The following is a 17,791-nucleotide window of genomic DNA, read 5'->3' as shown; positions in this document are numbered from 1 at the left end:
GCATGCCGCTACCATGCAGGCCCCCCAGCCCCGGCCGTCCGCGATGCCCTTCCTCGAACTGACCCTGCACTGCCGCGAATCCGAGCAGCCCCGCTACGAACATGCGTTCGACGATGTCGGTGCGCTCGCGGTAACCATGCTCGATGCCGACGCCGATACCGGCAACGAAGACGCGATCCTGGAACCGGGAGTCGGCGAAACGCCGCTGTGGAACTCCATCTCGCTGAGCGCGCTGTTCCCGCACGATGCGGACGCGCTGCTGCTCCTGGCCGCGCTCGAGAGCTTCGACCCCGGCCTGGACTGGAGTCGCGTCTCCTTCCACCACGTCGAAGACCAGGACTGGGAGCGGGCGTGGATGGACCAGTACGTGCCGCTGCGATTCGGCCAGCGCACCTGGATCGTGCCCTGGAACCACGAACTCCCCGCGGGTGCCGACGAAGCATCCGCCGCAGTGGTGCGGCTGGACCCGGGCCTGGCCTTCGGCTCCGGTACGCACCCGACGACCGCGCTCTGCCTGCGCTGGCTCGACGACCTGGCTTGCGCGGGCCTGCTCGCCGATGCACGCGTGCTCGATTTCGGCTGCGGCAGCGGCATCCTCGCCCTGGCCGCGCTCAAGCTCGGGGCCGCGCATGCCACCGGCATCGACAACGACCCGCAGGCGCTGCTGGCCACCGCCGACAACGCCGAGCGCAACGAGGTCGGCGCGCGGCTGTCCGTGCACGCCCCCGACGCGGCGCCCGACGGCACCTGGCCGATCGTGGTCGCCAACATCCTCGCCTCGGCGCTCGACGCGCTCGCGGACACCATTGCCGCATGCGTGGCGCCGGGCGGCCGGTTGGCGCTGTCGGGCATCCTCGACGGCCAGCAGGAACCGCTGCTGCAGCGCTACGGCGCGTGGTTCGACACGCTCGAAGTCGTGGTCGAAGGTGACTGGGTTCGCATTGACGGCATCCGCCGCCGCTGACGGCTGCCGCCCGCCCGCGGCACATGCTTGAATAGCGCGCATGTTCGTCAACTGCCCGTTCTGCCGCGCACTGGTCGCCACGGATCCCGCGACCGACCTGCCCCCTGAGCGCTGCCCGCGCTGCGCGGCGCACATCCGCGACGGCGCGCCCGTGCAACCGGTGGTCGACGATGCGCGCAGCAACGTGGCGAGCGCCATTGCCGGGATCGTCCATGAGCACGACGCGGTGGACGCGGACCTGGCGACGCAGCCGGCGGTGTCGATCGCCACGCTGCTGCAGCCCGGACCGGAACCCGCGCTTCCCCCAGAGCTCGAGCAACCGGCGCGAACGCCCGTGGACATTGAGCCGCCTGTGGAGGCAGCCGACGGGCCCGCCATCGACGCTGCGGTCCGGGAGGTTCCTGAGGTCCCGGCTGCCATGGCGGTCGTGGAGGTCGCGGAAGCCCGGGAGGTCGCTGAGGCCCGGGAGGCGCCGGAGGCCCCGGATGCACCGGAAGCACCGGAAGCACCGGAAGCCGCGCATACCCCCCCAATTGGCCTTCCCCCGGTCGCGACCGGAACGCGCCGCGCTCCCGGCCGCGTGGCTCCGAGCTTCGCGCGCCGCCGGACGGCCATCGCCTCCGAACGCGCGCCCGGACGCCGCTGGCTGATGCCCGTGGCCATCGCCGGGCTCACCTTGCTGCTCGCACTGCAGTGGCTGCTCGCCGACCGCGCGCGCCTGGCCGCCGACCCCGGCTGGCGTCCGCTGGTCGCGGGCGCATGCGCGGTGCTGCAGTGCAGCCTGCCGCCCTGGCGCGAACCGTCCGCCTTCGTGCTGCTCGAGCGCGACGTGCGCCCGCACCCGGACGCCGCCAACGCCCTGCGCATCACCGCCAGCTTCCGCAACGATGCCGCCTGGGCCCAGCCTTGGCCGGACGTGGTGCTGACGCTGTCCGATATCGACGGCCGCCCGCTTGGCACCCGTGCGTTCACGGCGGCGGAATACCTGGCGGGCGCCCCTCCCTCCGACCTGCTCGACAGCGGCCAGGGCGCGGTGATCCGCATGGACGTGCTCGAACCCGGCACCGGCGCCGTCGGCTTCGCCTTCGACTTCCACTGATCGCCCGCCAATGGCGGCCATGGCGCCATCGCGCTAGACTCGATACCCACTCGCGCGCGACGCGCGAGCATGCTCCAGGGGTCCGATTGAACGCTGCCGACAACAACGAGCCGCAGGCCCGCGGCACGCAACGGGCACCGCTGCGCGAGCACGTGGCGAACTCCGTGCGCCGCTACATCCGCGACCTGGACGGCTGCGACGCGGAGAACCTGTACGACATCGCCCTGCGCGAGCTCGAGATCCCGCTGTTCGTGGAAGTGCTCAACCACTGCGAAGGCAACCAGAGCCGCGCCGCCGCGATGCTCGGCATCCACCGCGCCACCCTGCGCCGCAAGCTGCGCGACTACGGCATCGTCTGAGCTCCACGCGGCCGGCCGCGCCGCTGGCGCGCCGTATAATCGCGGCGTCCCCGCTGCCTCCCACGCCATGACCACCGATCGCCTGCCCCTGCGCCGGGCCCTGCTGTCCGTGTCCGACAAGACCGGGCTGGTTGAACTCGCCCGGGCGCTTGCCGCGCGCGGCATCGAACTGCTTTCCACTGGCGGCACCGCCCGCGCCCTGCGCGAGGCCGGACTGGCGGTGCGCGACGTGTCCGAGGTGACGGGCTTCCCGGAAATGATGGACGGCCGGGTCAAGACCCTGCACCCGGTGGTGCACGGCGGCCTGCTCGGGCGCCTGGGCGTGGACGACGCGGTGATGGCCGAACACGGCATCGGCGCCATCGACCTGCTGGTGCTGAACCTCTACCCGTTCGAGCAGGTCACGGCGAAGACCGACTGCAGCCTGGCCGATGCGGTGGAGAACATCGACATCGGCGGCCCCGCGATGCTGCGCTCGGCGGCGAAGAACTTCGCGCGCGTGGCGGTGGCCACCGATCCGGCGCAGTACTCAGGCATCGTCGATGAGCTTGAAGCCCACGGCGGCGCGCTCTCCGCTGCCACCCGCTTCGCGCTCTCGGTCGCCGCCTTCAATCGCGTGGCGCAATACGACGCGGCGATCGGCAACTACCTGTCGGCAGTCGCCGATGCCACGGCCGCGGTACCGGCGCGCGAGGAGTTCCCCGCGCAGATGCACAGCGGCTTCGTGAAGGTGATGGACCTGCGCTACGGCGAGAACCCGCACCAGAGCGGCGCCTTCTACCGCGACATGCATCCGGTGCCGGGCACGTTGGCCACGTTCACCCAGCTGCAGGGCAAGGAGTTGAGCTACAACAACCTCGGCGACGCCGACGCGGCCTGGGAATGCGTGCGCCAGTTCGACGCGCCCGCCTGCGTGATCGTGAAGCACGCCAACCCCTGCGGGGTCGCCACCGCATCGGGCTGCGGCGAGGCCTACGAGCGCGCGTATGCGACCGATCCCACGTCGGCCTTCGGCGGCATCCTCGCCTTCAACACCACGCTCGATGCCGCCACCGTGAAGGCGATCCTCGACCGCCAGTTCGTGGAAGTGCTGATCGCGCCCGAGTACGAGCCCGCAGCGCTCGACTACTGCGCGAAGAAGGCGAACGTGCGCGTGCTGCGCATCCCGCACGGCGACGGCCGCAACCTGTACGACAGCAAGCGCATCGGCTCCGGCCTGCTGCTGCAGGCCGCCGACAACCGCGGCATGACCGTGGAAGAACTGAAGCAGGTGACAAAGCGCGCGCCCACTGCGGCCGAACTGCGCGACCTGCTGTTCGCCTGGCGCGTGGCCAAGTACGTGAAGTCCAACGCCATCGTGTATGCGAAGGACGACGCCACCATCGGCGTCGGCGCCGGCCAGATGAGCCGCGTGTACTCGGCGCGCATCGCCGGCATCAAGGCCGCCGACGCCGGGCTGCAGGTCGAGGGCTCGGTGATGGCGTCGGACGCCTTCTTCCCGTTCCGCGATGGCCTCGACGCCGCCGCCGAAGCCGGCATCCGCGCGGTGATCCAGCCGGGCGGCTCGATGCGCGACGCGGAGGTGATCGCGGCGGCGGACGAGCACGGCATCGCGATGGTGTTCACCGGGGTGCGGCACTTCAGGCATTGATGTCCGGCTGCGCCGGGCATCAATCCCGAAGTTCGCTGCGCGAACTTCGGGCCCCGCCCCCGCGCTGCCACACCCCCATTCGCGCCTTGCGGCGCGGACCGCCCCCTGACTCAGGGGGCTATGCTCCCAACAGCTTGAACAGCAAGGTCGAACATGAAGGTCCTGGTGATTGGTTCCGGCGGGCGCGAGCACGCGCTGGCGTGGAAGCTGGCGCAGTCGGCCGGCGTGGATGAAGTGCTGGTCGCGCCGGGCAATGCCGGCACAGCGGTCGAAGACCGCTGCCGCAACGTCGCCGTGGGTGCCACCGACATCGAGGCGCTGCTGGCGCTGGCCCGCGACGAAGGCGTGGCCTTCACCGTCGTCGGCCCCGAGGCGCCGCTGGTCGCTGGCGTGGTCGACCGCTTCCGAGCCGCCGGACTGCGCATCTTCGGACCCAGCGCTGCGGCGGCGCAACTGGAAGGCAGCAAGGCCTTCGCCAAGGATTTCCTGGCCCGCCACGGCATCCCGACCGCGCACTACGCGGTGTTCACCGATCTCGAGCCGGCGCTGGCCTACCTGCGCGACACGGGCGCGCCGATCGTGGTCAAGGCCGACGGCCTGGCCGCCGGCAAGGGCGTCATCGTGGCCATGACGCTGGCCGAGGCCGAGGCCGCGGTGCGCGACATGCTCGGCGGCAGCGCCTTCGGCGAGGCCGGCGCGCGCGTGGTGATCGAGGAGTTCCTCGATGGCGAAGAAGCCAGCTTCATTTCCATGGTCGATGGCACGACGGCGTTGCCGATGGCCACCAGCCAGGACCACAAGCGCGTGGGCGACGGCGATACCGGCCCGAACACCGGTGGCATGGGCGCGTACTCGCCCGCGCCGGTGGTCACGCCCGAGGTGCACGCGCGGATCATGCGCGAGGTGGTCGAACCGACCGTGCGCGGCATGGCCGCGGACGGCGTGCCCTTCACCGGCTTCCTCTACGCCGGGCTGATGATCGATGGCCACGGCGCGCCGAAGGTCATCGAGTTCAACGTCCGCTTCGGCGATCCCGAAACGCAGCCGGTGATGATGCGGCTGCGCTCGGACTTCGCGTCACTTATCGAATCCGCCATCGACGGTGCGCTCGATGGCCTGGGGGCCGACTGGGATCCGCGCCCGGCGCTCGGGGTGGTCATGGCCGCCGAGGGTTATCCGGGTACGCCGCGGACGGGCGATGCCATCAACAGCGTCGACCTGCCGGTGCCTGCCGATACCCGGATCTTCCATGCCGGCACGCGCCTGGAAGGCAGCCATGCCGTGACGGCTGGCGGGCGCGTGCTCTGCGCCTGCGGAATCGGAGGGAGCGTCGCCGAAGCCCAGGCTCGCGCGTACGAAGCCGTGGCCGGGATCTCCTGGCCGGGCGAGTTCCACCGGCATGACATCGGCTGGCGCGCGATCGCGCGCGAACGCGCGTCGGGCGGCGGTCAACGCGCGTAGGCGGCCTGCTCCGGAAGCTCGACGGGCGCCGGCTCCTGCTCTCGGATGCCGGTGGGCCGCGCCTCGGATCCGCTCGCGGCGAAGTCGCGCTCCCAGGCGCTGCGCGCCGTCGGGTCGACGTCGCCGGCCAGCAGCAAGTCGAGGCGTGACATCGGCGTTGCGGCGGGCTCGGCCTGGGCCTGTGCATACGGCCTCATCTCCAGTCCCGCCGCGTCCTGCGCGCGCATCACCGCACCCACGTAGTGCAGGTCGACGCGGTGCATCAGCATCTTCCCCGGCACCAGGCGTTCGAAGAAGCCGAGCGGATCAGGGTCGGGCAGGTCGATGCGGTGCCCGGGCGCATCCGGCATCACGTACTTCAGCGGGAAGCTGTCTTCCTGCAGGTGGGTGAGCAGTTCGCTCTGCACCGCGTAGCTGCGGACGAGTCCCTGGGCGGCATCGTGCTTCAGGACGCCGGCGTCGAAGCCGAGCCGCTCCAGCGTGCGGTCGTGCACGCCGGCGGCGTTGAAGGTGACCGCGGGCACCTCGTGCACCATGGCCGCGGCCGCCGCGAGGCCACCGCCCAGTGAATGGCCGGTCAGGACCAGGTCGGGGCCGAATGCGCGGCGCGCTTCCCCCGCCAGCTCGATGGCCTGGTCGTACTGCGCATCGCGCAGGCCCAGGCCCTGGCCCAGATTGTGTCGCCAGTCGCGGCCCTCGTCGGTGCCGGTGAACGCGAGCACCACGTGGCCTTGCGCGTTGGTATAGACGTTCGCGCCGAAGCCGCTCCTGGTGTCGTGCAGCAGGGCCGGGTCGATGCCCGCCTGGCGCAGCGCCTCGTCGTCCATCCGCGTCCAGCCCTCCGGCGGCTGCGACGCGACGGAGCCGCGACCCCTGCGCTCATCGGTCCAGTTGTAGTTGTCCTGCAGGACCGCCGACAGCTCGCGGTCGATCACGTGCGGCTCGTGGCCGGCCACCCCGGCCGCCAGCCCCGTGTCGGCGCGTGCGGGAAGTCTGTCCATTGGCGCGTCCATCGCGGCTCCCTTCCAGGTCGTCCTGTCCTGACTGCGGTCGGTGGATCAGGGCTGCGGAATGTCCCGCGCCGCCAACCACTCGCGAACCTCCTGTCGCGCAGCGCGGGTCTGCGCGTTGAGCCGCGCATCGGACCCGGCGAACAGCGCGACCTGGAACGTGTCGCCGCGGCTGTTCTCCGCGTCGGGGGCGACCCCCGCGTCGAGCAGCTCCAGCACCCGACCCGCGTCGTTGACGCTCGCGGCCACGTGCAGCAGCCCGTTGCCCATGGAATCCTGGCGTTGCAGGTCGACGCCGGCGGCCTTCAGCATGGCGACCTGCGGATCACGTCGATGCAGCACGGCGCGAAAGATCGGAGTCCGGCCACCGCGCGCGCCCACGATGTCCACCGGCGCGTCGTGGTCGATGAGCACCTGCAGGTAGCGCGCGTCGTCGACCATGGCGGCCATGTGCGCGACGGTCTCGCCGTCCATCCCGGGCTGCGACGGATCCGCGCCGGCGTCGAGCAGGGCCGCGAGCGCCTCCGGCTGCCGGTTCCAGATCGCCCACTCCAGGAGGGTGACGTCGTCCTCGCCGTGAGCGGCAAGATCACTTGTGGGAGCCAGGGCGCGGATGCGCGATATATCACCGGATGCCACGGCATCGGCTATCGGCCGTACCGCAGGATCCTTGAAAGGGGTATCAGGGGTTTTAGCGACTGCCGACATCCGGGTGTCCTCCTTGGCGCTGCTCGGCCCAGCGGCACATGAAACCATGACGAACATGGCGGCGGCGGCCGCCAGGACTGGAACTGCTCTGTGCATGACGGATCCTTCCTGTCGCTGGGCGCATTCCTGAATGGCGCCCGGCGAGGCTAGCACGCCTTCACGAATGGCAAACGGGACGCTAGTCTCGCTGCGGACCGATGGGGGAATGCATGGCGTACAACCAGTTCCAACTGCTGCGGGAGCGTCGCTTCCTGCCCTATTTCGCCGTGCAGGCGCTGGGCGCCTTCAACGACAACGTCTACCGGCAGGCCATCATCGGCCTGCTGTTCTACCTCGGCGTCGACGCCGGGCAGCGCACGCTCTACACCAACCTCGCGCCGGCGCTGTTCATCGCGCCCTACTTCCTGTTCTCCGCCATCGCCGGGCAGTTCGCCGAGAAGCTGGAGAAGCAGCGACTGATCCGCATCACCACGGCGATGGAGATCGGGATCATGACGCTGGCGGGGATCGGCTTCCTGCTCGGCAACATGCCGCTGCTGCTGGTGGCGCTGTTCGCGACCGGCATGCAGTCGACGCTGTTCGGGCCGGTGAAGTACTCGATCCTGCCGGCGGTGTTGAAGCCCGAAGAGCTCACCGGCGGCAACGGACTGGTGGAGATGGGCACCTCGCTGTCGATCCTCGCCGGCATGATCTACGGCGGCCTGGTGTTCCAGGTCGCGGGCACGTGGGGCGCGGAGGCGGCGGCGGCTTCGGTGATCGCGCTGGCCATCGCCGGCAACCTGGTCGCGCGCATGATTCCGCGCGTCGACGCCGGCGCACCGGAGCTCAAGGTCAACTGGAACCCGGTGCCGGAATCGGTCCGGATCTGGAAGCTCACCCGGCGCACGCCGGCGGTGCGCAACGCGATCCTCGGCGTGTCGTGGTTCTGGTTCGTGGGCACGGTGCTGACCGCGCAGCTGCCCAACTATGCCGAGCTGCACCTGGGTGCACCGGAGCGTTCGACCAGCCTCTACATCTTTGGCCTGGCGCTGTTCTCGATCGGCGTGGGCACGGGGTCGCTGCTGTGCGAGAAGCTGTCCGCGCGCACGGTGGAGATCGGCCTGGTGCCGCTGGGCGCGCTCGGCATCAGCGCCTTCATGCTCGACCTGTACTTCGCGCGCAGCGGGTTGGCGCCGCAGGCGGGGCTGGACATCGCCGGCTTCCTCGCCGGCGACAACGGCTGGCGCATCGCCATCGACCTCACCGGCATCGGCTTTTCCTGCGGATTGTTCATCGTGCCGCTGTTCGCGCTGGTGCAGAGCCGTACGCCGAAGCATGAAATGGCGCGCGTGTTCGCCGGCCTCAACATCCAGAACTCGGCCTTCATCGTCGCCGCGGCCGTCATCGGCCTCGCGCTGCAGCAGGTGCTGGGCTGGAGCATTCCGCAGGTGTTCCTGGCGGTGGCGATCGCCAACCTGCTGGTGGCCACGTGGATCTTCACCATCGTGCCCGAGTTCGCGATGCGCTTCGTCAGCTGGCTGCTGGTGCGCACGCTCTACCGGCTGGAGCTGCACGGCATCGAGCGCCACGTGCCCGACGAAGGCCCGGCACTGCTGGTCTGCAACCACGTCAGCTACATGGACGCGCTGATCCTGGCGGCGAGCATCCCGCGACCGGTGCGCTTCGTCATGTACTACCGGATCTTCCAGATCCCGGTGATGCGCTGGATCTTCCGTGCCGCGGGCGCAATCCCGATCGCGAGCCCGCGGGAAGACCGGGCGATGATGGACCGCGCGTTTGACGCCATCGATGCCGCACTGGCGGCGGACGAGCTGGTGCTGATCTTCCCCGAGGGCCGGCTGACCACGGACGGTGCGATCACGACGTTCAAATCCGGCGTCGAGCGCATCCTGCAGCGGCGCCCCGTGCCGGTGGTGCCGATGGCGCTGCGCGGCATGTGGAGCAGCATGTGGAGCCGTCGCAGTGCATCCGCCGCCAGCGGGCGGATGGCCCGCATGCGCGTGCCGCGCCGCTTCCGCGCCCACGTGGCGGTCATGGCCGACGCACCGGTTCCCGGTGCCGCAGCCGACGCCCCGATGCTGGAGGCGAGGGTGCGCGCCCTGCGCGGCGACAATCCCTGAGCTCCCATGCAGCGCGCCAGCGCGGCGCTCGTGTGTGGGAGCGGCTACAGCCGCGATCGCCGGGTCACTCCGGTGGTTGATAGCGGCTATAGCCGCTCCCACAAAAAAGCGTCAGTTGACCCAGCCGGCGACGACGAACAGGGCCAGCACCGCCAGCCATGCCAGCAGCACGCGCCAGACCAGGGACATCGCATCGCGCATGGCCTGGGCCAGCGGAACATCGAGTACGTCACCCGTGGTGAAACCCACGGGCGGCACGCCGGCACCGCCAGGATCGACCGCGCTCGCGGAGGCCGCGGCGAACGCGTCCGCGGACTCATGCAACTCTTCCGCCAGCTCCCAGCGCACGCTGGCGCGACCGGCGGCGGCAAGCACGCGGGTGGCCAGGCGCAGACCCGCACCCCCGGCGGCTTTCCAGGCCGACACCACGACGTCGAAGTTGCCCACCAGCGCCAGCGACAGCGCCATCAGCTGCGCCACCGGCCAGTCGAGCAGCACCAGCAGCTTGCGCGCGCCATCCACCGTTCCTTCGGGCAGGTAGAGGGCGGGCTCGTCCTCGGCGGCGATCGCGACCAGGCGGTACAGCAGGGCGCCGACCGCGCCCAGCACCACGAACCAGAACAGCACGCCGAACCAGCGCCGCAGCGCGGCGATGAAGACGCGACCGACATCGTCGCCGCCGTCCGCGGCACCGCTCGCGGCCGCGGGCCGCAGCCGCGCCAGCGCTTCGCCACGTGCGGCCGAATCCTCGGCATCGACCACCGCGGCCACGTCCACGTCGAGGTCGCGCGGCCCCCAGGCGTAGAACACCATCGCGACGCCGAACAGCAGCGCCGGCAGCCCGAACATCACGCCATCCAGCGCCCATTGCACGAGGCCGACCAGCAGCACCACCGGCACCAGCGCCAGCAGCAGGCCCCAGGGGCCGCGCCAGAAGCCGTCGTCGCGGAAGCGGCGGTCCAGCCACTGCAGCAGCGCGCGGTACCAGCCGTCGTCGCGCACCGCGGAAGCAAACGAAGGCGCCAAGTGCCCCAGCACCAGCGCGACCACCACGGCGAAGAGGGTCGAGAACATCCCCCGATTCTAGCGCCAGCGACCGCGCGCGACGGTGCCGGCGCTCAGCTCCCGGCGTGCCACCGCTCGATCAGCCAGCGCGAGATCGAGATCGACGGCGACAGCAACAGGCCCTCCGGCCCGGACTCGCCGCGCAGCGCGGCCCCGACCTCGTCGCGGCTGAACCAGCGCGCGTCCTCAAGCTCATCGCTGGGGCAGTGCGGTTCGTCGGGTCCAGCCTCGGCCTCGAAGCCGAGCATCAGCGACGACGGGAACGGCCACGGCTGCGACGCCAGGTAACGGCAGGCGCGCACGCGCACCGACGATTCCTCGAACACCTCGCGCACCACGGTCTGCTCCAGCGATTCGCCCGGCTCCACGAAGCCGGCCAGCACCGAATAGCGTCGCGGCGCCCAGCCCGGCCCGCGGCCCAGCAACAGGCGCTCGCCGTCGCTGACGGCGACGATCATCGCCGGATCGGTGCGCGGGTAATGCTCGAGCCCACAGGCGCCGCAGTGGCCGAGCCAGCCAGCGCGCAGGAACTCCAGAACGCCGCCGCAGGCGCCGCAGAACCGGTGCCGCGCGCGCCAGTGCAGTACCGCACGCGCCTGGGCGAAGGCGGTGGCCTCGAAGTCGGGCCATTGCGCAGCCGCGCTGCGCAGGTCGATGCGCGGCGGCCCCGCGGACGCGCTGGCAGCCGGAGTTCCTGCATCCGCAGCAGCGATGTCTTCTTCGCGAAGCGCGAACCAGCCTTCCTCGCCGCGCAGGCCGAGGAACAGCGCATCGCCGGGGGCATCGCCCAGGTCCGCCGCGCGCAGGGCAAGCAGCGCACCGTCATCCGTCGACCGCGCGCAGCCCTGCGCGTCGAGCACAAGCGCGCGGCCACCAGCCCAGAGCCGGGCAAGGGCTTCGCGGTCGTCACGGAGGTTCTCGGCGCGGTCCAGCGGCGCCTCGACGAAGGCGAACGGCGCGGCGCGCCGCGGACTCATGCGGTGAAGCTGCTTCCGCAGCCGCAGGTCGACTTCGCGTTCGGGTTGCGGATGGTGAACTGCGCGCCGTGCAGGCTCTCGACGTAATCCACCGCCGCACCCATCAGGTACTGCAGGCTGAGCGGATCGACCAGCAGCGTCACGCCGTCGGTGGCCACGGCCAGGTCGTCCTCGCCCTGCTCCTCGTCGAACTCGAAGCCGTACTGGAAGCCCGAGCAACCACCGCCCTGGATGTAGACGCGCAGCTTGAGGGCGGCGTTGCCCTCTTCGGCGATGAGTTCGCGCACCTTGGCCGCGGCCGCGGGCGTGAAGTCCAGCGGGCGCTCGAGCGCCTGGTAGCCGGGGGCGGAGAGATCGATCGTGGTGATGCTGCTCATGCCGTCAAGCATGGGGGGTGCCGCGACGGGCTTCAAGCGTCCGGCGCGGAACGCGGCGTCGCTGCGACGGCCTCGGCCCATGTGAACGACTCTTCGACCGCGGCGCCGCGGGAGGGCGCCAGGCGCACGATCACACGCAACGGCTTGAAGTCCGCCGGCAGCATCAGGTCGCCTTCGACCTGCTGGAAGTACTTGAATGAATACTCCACGCCCGGCGCATCCTCGAGCTGGCGCAGGTCGGTCCAGGCCAGGCGCTCCAGGCTGTCGTTGCGCGAACCCTCCACGGTCACGGTCAAGCTGCCGCTGCTGACCGCCGCCCGGTTCAGGGTCTGGGTCAGGGTGGCGATGAAGTGCCAGGCGCCTTCGCCCTGCGACTGCAGCCGCAGGCCGTGCACGGTCAGTCCACGCCGCTGGCTGGTGCTGCCGACCAGGCGCTCGTAGAACGCGACGTCCGCGCGCAGGGCCGAGATCTCTTCGTCGCGCTCGGCGAGCGTGCCCTGCAGGTCCTGGTTGGCATCACGGCTGACCTGGTCGGAGCGCCCCAGGGTGGCCACCTGCTGCCGCAGGTCCTCCACTTCCGCGCGCAGCACGGCGTCATCACCGCGCCCTGCACCGCTGGACACCGTCCACGCGCCCCAGACACCAAACAGCAGGCACGCCGCGAGCACGACCAGCAGCAGCGCATGCGCGCGCGGATGCGGATGCTCGGGCGGCGCGTCGCCGCGGGCCGGGACAGGCGGCGGCAGGTCCCCGGGTGGCGGGGACGCGGGGGGCGCTTCGTCGGACTGCGGCGTCTCGGGCATCCCCGCATGGTAGCGCCACGGGGCCGGGCACCGGGAGCCCCGGGCCCCGCATATACTCCGCGCCATCGCAGCCCGCCGGGAGCGCGTCCATGTCCGAAGCCCACCTCTTCGCCGCCGGCGTCCTGCTCGCCTGGCTGGCCGGCATCCGCGTCTACCTCACGGTGTTCGGCGTCGGCCTGGCCGGTGCCTTCGGCTGGCTGGACCTTCCCGCAGCGCTTGAAGTCACTGCATCGCCCTGGGTGCTGGGCGTCTCCGGCGTGCTGGCCGTGGTCGAGTTCTTCGCCGACAAGATCCCCGGGGTCGACTCCGGCTGGGACCTGCTGCAGACCCTGGCCCGGGTGCCCGCAGGTGCCTTCCTGGCCGCCGCCGCACTGTCGCCCGATGGCGAACTGTCGGCTGGCATGCTCGCCACGGGAGCGGGCGTGGCCCTGGGCAGCCACGCGCTCAAGGCGGGCAGCCGGGTGCTGATCAACGCCTCGCCCGAACCATTCAGCAACCTCGGCGCCTCGGCCACCGAAGACATCGCCGCCATCGGCCTGCTGGCCTTGGCACTGGCCAATCCGCTGCTGGCGCTCGGCATCGCGCTGACGCTGAGCCTGGTGCTTGCGCTGGCCCTGTGGTGGGTCTGGCGGCGGCTGTTCAGGCGCACACCGGTGGCCAGCACGCGCTGACACGACGCGCTTCGCACGCTCCCGGCTCCGGTTCGTTGTAGGCTTGGCGATTCGGGGGACGCGCTGGACGCGGCGGGCCTCCGTTTTCGCCCACGGAGGAGCCCCGCAGTGAGCGCAGCACCCGGCACACGGTCCCTGGCTGGCACCGGCACGACAGCGCCGCTGCCCGGGGTCCCGCCACGCGCCGAGTTCCCGCCGGCCGGCTACTGGCGCCGCTGGTGCGAAGACGCCGCGCCTCCGGTTGCCATGCGCGTGGATGCGCCCCCGACCGAGCCGCCTCCGCCGGCCGTGGCTCCGCCGGTCGCCCCCGACGGCACCACCGAAGCGCCCTATCGCGTACTGGTGGTCGAAGACGACCTCAGCCAGGCCCTGTTTGCCGAGAGCGTGCTCTGCGGCGCGGGCATGCAGGCGGCGGTGGTGTCGGTGGCAAGCGAAGTGATGCTCTCGCTGGAGGCCTTCCGCCCCGACCTGGTACTGATGGACCTGCACATCCCGGGCATGGACGGCGTCGAGCTCACCAACCTGATCCGCAACCACGAACTGCACGGGCACGTGCCGATCGTGTTCCTCACCGGCGACCCGGATCCCGAGCGCCAGTTCGAAGCGCTCGAAACCGGCGCCGACGACTTCCTCACAAAGCCCGTGCGTCCCCGCCACCTCATCGCCGCGGTGCAGAGTCGCGTGCGCCGCGCACGCATGCTGCAGCGCGAGCGCAGTGGCGGCGGACGGCACCCGGTCACCGGCCTCTACACGCGCTCGCACATGCTGCAGCGGCTGAACTCCATGATCCCCGGCGATGGCAAGGGCGCGCTGTACATGGTCGAGGTCGCCGGCGTCGGCGCCCTGCGCGACCGCTATGGCTATGCCGGCCTGGAACAGCTGCTGACCGATGCCGCGGGCCGCATCGGCGAAGCCGCCGCCGGACACGCCGTGTCGCGCCTGAGCGACAGCATCTACCTGGTCCACGCCGCCGAACTCGAGGCCGAACAGCTTCCCGAAAGCGCCCGCGCGCTGCGCGACGCGCTCGGCCGCGAGGGATTCACCGTGAAGGACGAAACCGTGCGCCTGCGCGCCTTCGTCGGCTACACCACCCTGGCCCACGCCTATGGCGATGCCAGCAGCGCGCTGGCCGCGGCCGAACGCGCGTTGCGAGAGGCCCGCTCCCAGCCCACCGCGGTGGCCGGCTACCAGCCGCCACGCCAGCGCGACCACGACCAGGCCGTGGCCGAGTCCGTGCGCCAGGCGCTTGCCGACAACCGCTTCGAGCTTGCGTTCCAGCCGGTGGTCGCCGTGGCCGGTGGCGACGAAGCCCAGTTCCAGACCCTGCTGCGCATGCGCCAGGACGACGGCAGCCTGCTGCCGGCGGCGGAGTTCCTGCCGGCCGCGGATGCCGCCGACCTCATGCACGACATCGATGCGCGCGTGCTCGAACTTGCCGTGACCGTGCTGCACCAGCGCGCGGAGGCGGGCAAGCCGGTGCGCCTGTTCGTATCGCAGTCCGCGCGCAGCCTGGCCCGCGACGGCCACGCCGACCATGTCCTCGGCATGCTCGCCGCCTACGGCGTCGCCGGCGAACGGGTCGTGATCGACGTGCGCCAGGACGAAGCCCTGATCCATGCCCTCGCCCTGCGCGAGTTCTGCGACGCCATGGTCCCCGCGGGCGTGCAGCTGTGCCTGGGCCAGTACCACTCCGGCCGCGAGGCCGATGCGTTGCTCAGCCAGTTGCCGCTGGGCTACGTGCGGCTGGCATCGCGCTACTCGCAGAAGCTCGACGATCCCGCGGTGCGCGACGAGATGCGCCAGGCGATCGAGCGCGCGCACCGCCTGGGCCTGTGCGTCATCGGCCAGCAGGTGGAGGATCCGCAGGCCGCGGCCACGCTCTGGATGAGCGGCGTCGATTTCATCCAGGGCAATCTGGTGCAGCACGCGGCGGGCGGACTGGACTATGACTTCGACCACTCGGTGCTCTGACGATGCTGACACGCGGACGTCCCTCGGCCCTGATGCTCCGCTGGCTCGCCCTGGGTGCGGCCGCAGGCGCCACGCTGACCCTGGTGCTGGACGTGTTCGGGCTCGAAGGCCCTTGGCAGCATGCGGCGCTGGTGATGGTGCTGCTGGTGCTGTTTGCGGTCGTCGCCATCCACGTCAGCGTGCGCAAGCGCGACCAGGAAATGGACGAGGCCGACGAGCGCGCACGCCGCGACGAAGCGGTGATGGAGCAGCTGCAGGCGCAGATCGACCACCACACCCAGCTCGAATCCCAGCTGCGCCAGGCCAAGCTGGCGGCGGAATCGGCGGTGATGGCCAAGGGCGAGTTCCTGGCCACCATGAGCCACGAGATCCGGACCCCGCTCAACGGCATCGTGCCGATGCTCGACCTGCTGATGCACGCACAGCTGCAGGCCGACCACGCCGAGCTGGTGCGCACCGCCTATACCTCGTCGCAGCAGATGCTGCGCATCGTCGACGACATCCTCGATTACTCCAAGCTCGAAGCCGACAAGCTCGAACTCGAGACCACCGGCTTCAACCTGCGCGAACTGCTTGATGGCGTGATGCAGCTGTTGGACCGCCCGGCCCAGGGCAAGGGCCTGCGCATGAGCCTCAACATCGACCCGGCCGTGCGCCTGGCCGTGCGCGGCGACCCGGTGCGCCTGCGCCAGGTGCTGGGCAACCTGGTGTCGAACGCGGTGAAGTTCACCGAGCGCGGCTCGGTGTCGATGACGGTGCGCCGCATCGGCGAGACCGCCGCCCAGCACCAGCTGCGCTTCGAAGTGCGCGACAGCGGCATCGGCATCGCACAGGGCTCGCAGACGCGCCTGTTCCAGGCCTTCAGCCAGGCCGATGCCTCCACCACGCGCCTGTACGGCGGCACCGGCCTGGGCCTGGCGATCTCCAAGCGCATCGTCGACCTGATGGGCGGCCGCATCGGCGTCGAGTCCGAGCCCGGCCACGGCGCGATGTTCTGGTTCGAGATCCCCCTGCTGAAAGCCGCGGGCGACATGCCCAGCGCAGCCGAGGACAGCACCGCCCGCGGCCGCCTGCTGCTGCTCAGCGCGGATCCGCGCCTGCGCCTGCGCCTGTCGATGCTGCTGCCCAACTGGGGCCTGCGCGTGAGCTCGGTCGAGACCACGCAGGAAGCACTGGACCGCCTGCGCGCCGCGGCCAACCAGGGCGCGCCCTGGGCCTACTCCCTCGTGCTGGCGGACCTTGCCGGCATGCGCAGCACCGCGGTGGCCCTGCACCGCAACCTCGGCCGCCAGGCCGTGTACGGCGACCTCAAGCTGGTCTGCCTGTACGGGGACGACCCGGTCCCCGAAGAACTGCAACGCAGCGTCACGCTACTCAGCCGGCAGGCCCCCGATGCCGATCTCCGCGCCGCCCTGCTGGGCGGGAATGTCGCACAGACACCGGACTCCGCCAGGGAACCCATCGCGATGGCCACCGCCACGACACCACCGCTATCCACCGCACCCGTGCGCGCCGCGCGCGTGCTGCTGGTCGAAGACAACCCCGTGAACCTGATGGTGGGCCAGCGCCTGCTGTCGGTGCTCGGCATCACCTGCGACACCGCCAGCAACGGCGAGGCCGCCATCCTGCGCATGGAAGCCTCGCGCTACGACATCGTGCTGATGGACTGCCAGATGCCGGTCATGGACGGCTACACCGCCACCCGCCGCTGGCGCGAGATGGAAGCCGCCGCCGGCGACGGCCGCCACGTGCCGATCATCGCCATGACCGCGAACGCGATGGCCGGTGACCGCCAGAAGTGCCTGGATGCCGGGATGGACGACTACCTCGCCAAGCCCGTGACCCGCAGCGAGCTCGAGCGGACGCTGGCGCGCTGGTGGAATGCCGAGACGGCCGCGCTGGCCGCGCAGCGCGAGTCGTACGAAGTGGACCCGGACACCGGCGACATGATCGACCATGGCGATGGCGCGGAGGCCTTCGTGGAGGTCGTGGACGAGATCCCGCCCGTGCTTGAACCCGATGCGCCCGACGTGCCGCCGCTGCCGGAGCTGTACGCGGTCGCGCCGCCGATGGCGTTCCAGGCGACCGTGCAGCCGACCGTGGCAAGCCCGGCACCGGTGCCGGTCCCGTCGACGCCGCCGATGGCCGTCGCCCCGCCCGCGCCCGCGGCCTCACCGAGCACCGCATCCGTGCCACCGGTGCTGCCGCCGGTGCTCGACCACGAGATCCTCGAAGAACTGCGCACCATGCTTGGCGGCGACCTCGACCACCTGATCGACGTCTTCCTGGCCGACACGCCGCGCCTGATCGGCACCATGGAACAGGCTGCCACCGGTCCAGATTACGAGGCCCTGCGCGACGCCGCGCACTCGCTCAAGTCCTCGAGTGCCAACCTGGGTGCGATGTCGCTTTCGGCCGCGGCCAAGCGCGTTGAGCTCGGCGCCCGCGAGCGCCTGCTCGAGCGCCCCGCCGTGGCGGTGGCGCTGGTGGCCAACGAATTCACCCGGGCGCGCGCGGCACTGAAGGCGGCGAGCCCGGCGCAGGCCTGAGCAGCG

General features: G+C 71.1%; 15 protein-coding genes. 9 read left to right on the top strand and 6 right to left on the bottom strand.

Annotation, left to right across the window (positions count from 1 at the left end):
- Positions 1-43: 43 nt before the first annotated feature.
- From prmA to purD, 5 genes are all read left to right on the top strand, one after another.
- Positions 44-964 carry a 50S ribosomal protein L11 methyltransferase gene (prmA, locus tag ACW5F0_RS09030; protein ID WP_456999661.1) on the top strand — a complete coding sequence of 307 codons (921 nt, stop codon included), beginning with the start codon at positions 44-46 and terminating at the stop codon, positions 962-964.
- Positions 965-1,004: 40 nt separating this feature from the next.
- A complete protein-coding gene (locus tag ACW5F0_RS09025; RefSeq protein ID WP_456999588.1) occupies positions 1,005-2,063 on the top strand; it encodes a DUF3426 domain-containing protein in 1,059 nt (352 codons plus the stop codon).
- Positions 2,064-2,149: 86 nt separating this feature from the next.
- Positions 2,150-2,422: a DNA-binding transcriptional regulator Fis gene (gene fis, locus ACW5F0_RS09020; RefSeq protein ID WP_456963616.1), complete on the top strand. Its 273-nt coding sequence runs from the start codon at positions 2,150-2,152 to the stop codon at positions 2,420-2,422.
- A gap of 67 nt (positions 2,423-2,489) precedes the next feature.
- On the top strand, positions 2,490-4,073 hold the full coding sequence (gene purH, locus ACW5F0_RS09015; RefSeq protein WP_456963615.1) for a bifunctional phosphoribosylaminoimidazolecarboxamide formyltransferase/IMP cyclohydrolase: 1,584 nt from the start codon (positions 2,490-2,492) through the stop codon (positions 4,071-4,073).
- A gap of 153 nt (positions 4,074-4,226) precedes the next feature.
- Positions 4,227-5,534, top strand: coding sequence for a phosphoribosylamine--glycine ligase (purD, locus tag ACW5F0_RS09010; RefSeq protein ID WP_456963614.1), 1,308 nt, complete (start codon positions 4,227-4,229; stop codon positions 5,532-5,534).
- Here the strand turns inward: purD and ACW5F0_RS09005 are convergent.
- Together ACW5F0_RS09005 and ACW5F0_RS09000 are read right to left on the bottom strand one after the other, a co-directional pair.
- The gene (locus ACW5F0_RS09005; protein ID WP_456999586.1) at positions 5,522-6,535 is read right to left on the bottom strand and encodes an Mbeg1-like protein; all 1,014 of its coding nucleotides are present in this window, start codon (positions 6,533-6,535) and stop codon (positions 5,522-5,524) included. The genes purD and ACW5F0_RS09005 overlap by 13 nt on opposite strands.
- 57 nt (positions 6,536-6,592) lie before the next feature.
- Positions 6,593-7,348, bottom strand: coding sequence for an ankyrin repeat domain-containing protein (locus tag ACW5F0_RS09000; protein WP_456999584.1), 756 nt, complete (start codon positions 7,346-7,348; stop codon positions 6,593-6,595).
- Between the two features lie 113 nt (positions 7,349-7,461).
- On the opposite strand from ACW5F0_RS09000, the gene ACW5F0_RS08995 reads away from it, so the two are divergent.
- Positions 7,462-9,372, top strand: a complete 1,911-nt coding sequence (locus ACW5F0_RS08995) for an MFS transporter (protein ID WP_456963611.1) — start codon at positions 7,462-7,464, stop codon at positions 9,370-9,372.
- Positions 9,373-9,483: 111 nt separating this feature from the next.
- On the opposite strand, the gene ACW5F0_RS08990 is transcribed toward ACW5F0_RS08995, so the two are convergent.
- Genes ACW5F0_RS08990 through ACW5F0_RS08975 form a run of 4 tightly spaced genes read right to left on the bottom strand, consistent with a single transcriptional unit; the run spans position 9,484 to position 12,594 of the window.
- Complete coding sequence (locus tag ACW5F0_RS08990) at positions 9,484-10,446, bottom strand: hypothetical protein (RefSeq protein ID WP_456999582.1); 963 nt, start codon at positions 10,444-10,446, stop codon at positions 9,484-9,486.
- 44 nt (positions 10,447-10,490) lie between these two features.
- Entirely contained in the window at positions 10,491-11,414 is a 924-nt protein-coding gene (gene nudC / locus ACW5F0_RS08985; protein WP_456963609.1) for an NAD(+) diphosphatase, read from the bottom strand.
- Positions 11,411-11,791, bottom strand: coding sequence for an iron-sulfur cluster insertion protein ErpA (gene erpA / locus ACW5F0_RS08980; protein ID WP_456999580.1), 381 nt, complete (start codon positions 11,789-11,791; stop codon positions 11,411-11,413). The genes nudC and erpA overlap by 4 nt, the downstream gene beginning before the upstream one ends.
- Before the next feature lie 32 nt (positions 11,792-11,823).
- On the bottom strand, positions 11,824-12,594 hold the full coding sequence (locus ACW5F0_RS08975; protein WP_456963607.1) for a DUF6776 family protein: 771 nt from the start codon (positions 12,592-12,594) through the stop codon (positions 11,824-11,826).
- 89 nt (positions 12,595-12,683) lie between these two features.
- Here ACW5F0_RS08975 and ACW5F0_RS08970 point away from each other — a divergent pair, with 89 nt between their 5' ends.
- The 3 genes from ACW5F0_RS08970 to ACW5F0_RS08960 all read left to right on the top strand — a co-directional run bounded on the left by ACW5F0_RS08970 (position 12,684) and on the right by ACW5F0_RS08960 (position 17,785).
- Positions 12,684-13,265: a DUF4126 domain-containing protein gene (locus ACW5F0_RS08970; RefSeq protein ID WP_456963606.1), complete on the top strand. Its 582-nt coding sequence runs from the start codon at positions 12,684-12,686 to the stop codon at positions 13,263-13,265.
- 108 nt (positions 13,266-13,373) lie between these two features.
- Positions 13,374-15,236 carry an EAL domain-containing protein gene (locus ACW5F0_RS08965; protein WP_456963605.1) on the top strand — a complete coding sequence of 621 codons (1,863 nt, stop codon included), beginning with the start codon at positions 13,374-13,376 and terminating at the stop codon, positions 15,234-15,236.
- A gap of 32 nt (positions 15,237-15,268) precedes the next feature.
- Positions 15,269-17,785, top strand: coding sequence for an ATP-binding protein (locus tag ACW5F0_RS08960; protein ID WP_456999578.1), 2,517 nt, complete (start codon positions 15,269-15,271; stop codon positions 17,783-17,785).
- Positions 17,786-17,791 lie beyond the last annotated feature (6 nt).

Source organism: Luteimonas sp. A534, assembly GCF_054072805.1.
Note: the sequence above shows the minus strand (reverse complement) of the source record. Positions and strands in the feature narration are given on the sequence as shown.